Source organism: Phocaeicola paurosaccharolyticus JCM 15092 (genome assembly GCF_000613805.1).
GTDB lineage: Bacteria > Bacteroidota > Bacteroidia > Bacteroidales > Bacteroidaceae > Phocaeicola > Phocaeicola paurosaccharolyticus.
In genome coordinates this window covers 1-4,106 of sequence record NZ_BAJR01000062.1, presented here as the reverse complement: position 1 = coordinate 4,106, position 4,106 = coordinate 1, and the positions used below count along the sequence as shown (strand labels likewise).

3 protein-coding genes are annotated in these 4,106 nt (G+C 35.3%); 1 reads left to right on the top strand and 2 read right to left on the bottom strand.

What is annotated here, in order from left to right; all coding sequences use genetic code 11:
* Positions 1-125: 125 nt before the first annotated feature.
* Both rfbB and JCM15092_RS14025 read right to left on the bottom strand, forming a co-directional pair.
* Positions 126-1,262 (bottom strand): dTDP-glucose 4,6-dehydratase, encoded by a 1,137-nt coding sequence (gene rfbB, locus JCM15092_RS14030; RefSeq protein WP_024995189.1) that lies wholly within the window; start codon positions 1,260-1,262, stop codon positions 126-128.
* 91 nt (positions 1,263-1,353) lie between these two features.
* A complete protein-coding gene (locus tag JCM15092_RS14025) occupies positions 1,354-1,848 on the bottom strand; it encodes a metallophosphoesterase family protein (protein ID WP_024995188.1) in 495 nt (164 codons plus the stop codon).
* Positions 1,849-1,904: 56 nt separating this feature from the next.
* On the opposite strand from JCM15092_RS14025, the gene JCM15092_RS14020 reads away from it, so the two are divergent.
* Positions 1,905-3,974 (top strand): RNA degradosome polyphosphate kinase, encoded by a 2,070-nt coding sequence (locus tag JCM15092_RS14020; RefSeq protein WP_024995187.1) that lies wholly within the window; start codon positions 1,905-1,907, stop codon positions 3,972-3,974.
* Positions 3,975-4,106: the final 132 nt, after the last annotated feature.

Below are 4,106 nucleotides of genomic sequence, written 5' to 3'. Positions count from 1 at the left end.
TGTATGCTAGATGTACTTGTATGCTATTAATAAGATTACAGACATCTGTCAGTAATAGGTCATAAAACAAAAAATGCTCTGAGTCATAACAACTCAGAGCATTTTTGTTATTTATAATAATGTTATCACTCACTATACATATTCTTGTAATAGTTCTGATATTCACCACTAGTAACATCCTCTACCCATTTCTGGTTATCAAGATACCAATATATAGTCTTTACGATACCATCTTCAAACTTTGTTTCAGGATACCATCCTAACTCATTGGTTATCTTAGTAGGGTCGATAGCATATCTCTGGTCGTGACCAAGTCTGTCTTTCACAAAAGTAATAAGCTCTTCGTTTATCCAATCTATGCTAATCTCTCCATTGCTGTCATACTCTTTTTTCTTGAGAACCTCCCTATATTTGGGTTCACGTTTCATTATATCGTGTATTGTAGATATGGTAAGTTTGACAATCTCTATATTCTCTTTTTCATTGTGGCCACCTACATTGTATATCTCTCCCTCTTGTCCTTTGTTAATAACCAGGTCTATAGCCTTACAATGATCTTCAACAAACAACCAGTCGCGTACATTCTTTCCGTCTCCATAAACAGGAAGTCTCTTTCCTTCCAGTATGTTTTTGATTATAAGAGGTATAAGTTTCTCAGGGAAGTGGTATGGACCATAGTTGTTTGAACATCTAGTTATAGTTACAGGCATCTTATAAGTATCCTTGTATGCCATAACTATAAGGTCGGCAGATGTTTTGGAAGCACTGTATGGGCTGTGAGGAGATAGAGGAGTCTCTTCTGTGAAATATCCTTCACTTCCCAGACTGCCATATACCTCGTCTGTAGAAACCTGATGGAACCTTACATTATTTCTCCATGTAGGATATCCGTCTTTATTCTTACCTGTAATCCAAGCTCTTTTTGAACAGTCAAGAAGGTTCTGAGTACCTAGTATATTTGTCTGAAGAAATAGCTGTGGGTTTTCAATGCTTCTGTCTACATGGCTCTCTGCAGCGAAGTTTATAATGCAATCAAACTTATACTCACTAAACAGACTATCTACCAGTGCACGATTGCATATATCTCCTTTCACAAAGAAACAACGTTCATTATCTATATCCGATGATATAGTTCCAAGATTGCCTGCGTAGGTTAGTAAATCCAGGACAACAACCTTAATGTCATCATGCTTATTTAATATGAACTTTAAAAAGTTCGCTCCAATAAATCCGGCTGCTCCTGTAACTAAATATGTTTTCATTATAAATTATTTTAATGCAAAGTTCGTATTATTTTATATAAAAACAAAATATTATATTCTCTTGCAACTATTTTATTAATCTCCCCTGAAACTACTTTTCGGCTAGTTCTATAACCTCCAGATCTTTAAAATTACCATCTTCTATAGAGAATCTTACTAAAGTCCTTACCTTATGAAACCCATATATCCCAGCTGCTCCTGGGTTTATGTGAAGCATATTCAGAGTCTTGTCAAACTTTACTTTTAATATATGTGAGTGCCCGCTGATAAATAGTTTTGGAGGTCGAACAAGTAATGAACCTCTTATCGAGGGATCATAATTTCCCGGATATCCTCCGATATGCTTTATCAACACTTCTGTTCCCTCTATAGTAAAACGATTTATTTGAGGATAGACTTTTCTTATATCTTGTCCGTCAATATTTCCATATACAGCTCTTAGTGGCTTTATTGCTGCCAATTTTTGTGCAACTTCCAGAGAACCAATGTCTCCGGCATGCCAAATCTCATCACAATCTTCGAAATATTTTGTATATCTCTCATCCCAATAAGCGTGCGTATCAGATAATAGACCAATTCTTTTCATCTTTTTTGCTTTTTCACACAAAGATATTTATATTTGAATAAATCCTATCGGATAATATGTTAAACAGTTACCAATATTTTAACAGAGACATAAGTTGGCTTTCGTTTAATTACAGAGTTCTCCTTGAAGCTGAAGATGATTCTCTTCCTGTTTATGAAAGACTTAATTTTATATCAATATATAGTTCCAATCTTGAAGAATTCTATAAGATAAGAGTAGCCGAGCATAAAGCAGTTGCCTCAGGTGGTTTCTCCGATAGTATGAGTAAGGAGGATGCCCATGAACTAATACATACTATTACAAAGATTGTAAATTCCCAGATGGAGGACCGTATCCGCATATACGATCAGAAACTTATTCCTGCGCTTAAAGATAATAATATAATATTCTATCAGAGTAAGAGTGAGGTTAAACCATTTCATAAAGAGTTTATAATAAACTATTTCCGGGAAGAGATATTCCCATATCTGCAGCCTGTACCTGTCAGCAAGGATAAGGTAAAAACTTTCCTGCGTGATAATCGTCTGTATCTATCGACAAGAGTCATCAATAGAGAGACAAAGGAGATGGAATACTTCATTATAAAACTCCCTTATAGCAAAGTTCCAAGGTTCATAGAACTACCGAAAAACAATAATTACTACTATATCATGTTTATGGAAGATATTATCAAGGCTAATATCGGACTAATGTTTCCAGGATATGATGTAGATTGCAGTTATTGTTGTAAGATATCACGTGATGCTGATATATTTGTTGACGACGCTAAGAGTACAAAGGTCATAGTTGAGCAGCTAAAGAAGAAGGTAAGGAAAAGAAAGATTGGTGCTGTATCTAGATTTGTGTACGACAGGAACATGCCAAAAGATTTTTTGGAATACCTTGTTCAGGCTTACAATATTAATGACGATGACCTTGTGCCTGGTGACAAACATCTGAATCTTGATGATTTAAGTCATCTTCCTAATCCGTTGAAGGATAAACTGTCATATAACAAGCCCAAGAATATTATGTTATCTTATCTAATTGATAAGAATTCTATGTTTAGATATATCAGAAAACGCGATCTGCTACTTCATTATCCATATCATTCTTTCGACCATTTTATTCATTTTCTCTACGAAGCTGTTCACGACCAACTCACTAAGGAGATCATGATTACACAATATCGTGTTGCAGAGAACTCGGAGGTTATAAACACACTCATTGCAGCAGCACAGAATGGCAAGAATGTGACGGTTTTTGTTGAACTGAAGGCTCGTTTCGATGAAGAAAACAATCTTGCTACAGCTGAGTTGATGGAGAAGGCCGGAATAAATATCATATATAGTATTCCCGGGCTTAAAGTACATGCAAAGGTAGCTTTGGTTTTGAGATATAACAATAAGAAAAATAGAATTAAGAGTTATGCCTATGTAAGTACAGGTAACTTCAATGAGAAGACAGCCACCATCTATTCTGATTCAGGACTATTTACCTGTAATGATAGCATAGTAAACGATCTCCATAATCTATTTCGGATTCTTAAGCAAGATGCGGATAATCCTATATTCAAACGACTTCTTGTTACCCGATTCAATCTTATGCCTGAGCTTACAAAACTTATTGATCATGAGATAAAAGAGGCAAAGAAGGGGAATGAGGCAAGGATTATTCTGAAAATGAATGCACTTCAGGACCCTACAATGATAAATGAGTTATATAGGGCAAGTAGTGCCGGAGTAAAGATTGATCTTATAGTAAGAGGCATATGCTGTCTGATTCCAAACCAATCATATAGCAAGAACATAAAAATAACACGAATCGTTGATATGTTCCTCGAACATGCAAGAGTATGGTATTTCTATAATTCAGGTAAGGAAAAGATATTCCTGGGCTCACCCGACTGGATGCGTAGAAACCTATATAGAAGGATTGAAGTTGCAACGCCTATTCTTGATGAGTCACTTAAAAGCGAGATGAAAGATCTGCTCAATATTCAGTTGAATGATAATAGGAAAGCTTGCTTAGTAGATGAGAATCTTGAGAATCTATTTAAGAGGAGTGATAATGGACCTATTGTAAGAGCCCAATCAGATATCTATGAATATCTTAGGGAGAAAGCAGAGAACTATAAAAAGGAGTAATCAGATTTTTACAAATATCATATAAATAACCTTCCTTATTATAGCTAAATATTGGACTCTGTAACGGGAATTATGTGAAAAAAATCGGCGTCATTGCAACTGTTGAAATGACGCCGATATTTATATGTATAT

What these genes read in the sequence shown, in the direction of transcription:
- rfbB (WP_024995189.1), bottom strand. Translation starts at nt 1,262, where the DNA reads ATGAAAACATATTTAGTTACAGGAGCAGCCGGATTTATTGGAGCGAAC.
- JCM15092_RS14025 (WP_024995188.1), bottom strand. Translation starts at nt 1,848, where the DNA reads ATGAAAAGAATTGGTCTATTATCTGATACGCACGCTTATTGGGATGAG.
- JCM15092_RS14020 (WP_024995187.1), top strand. Translation starts at nt 1,905, where the DNA reads ATGTTAAACAGTTACCAATATTTTAACAGAGACATAAGTTGGCTTTCG.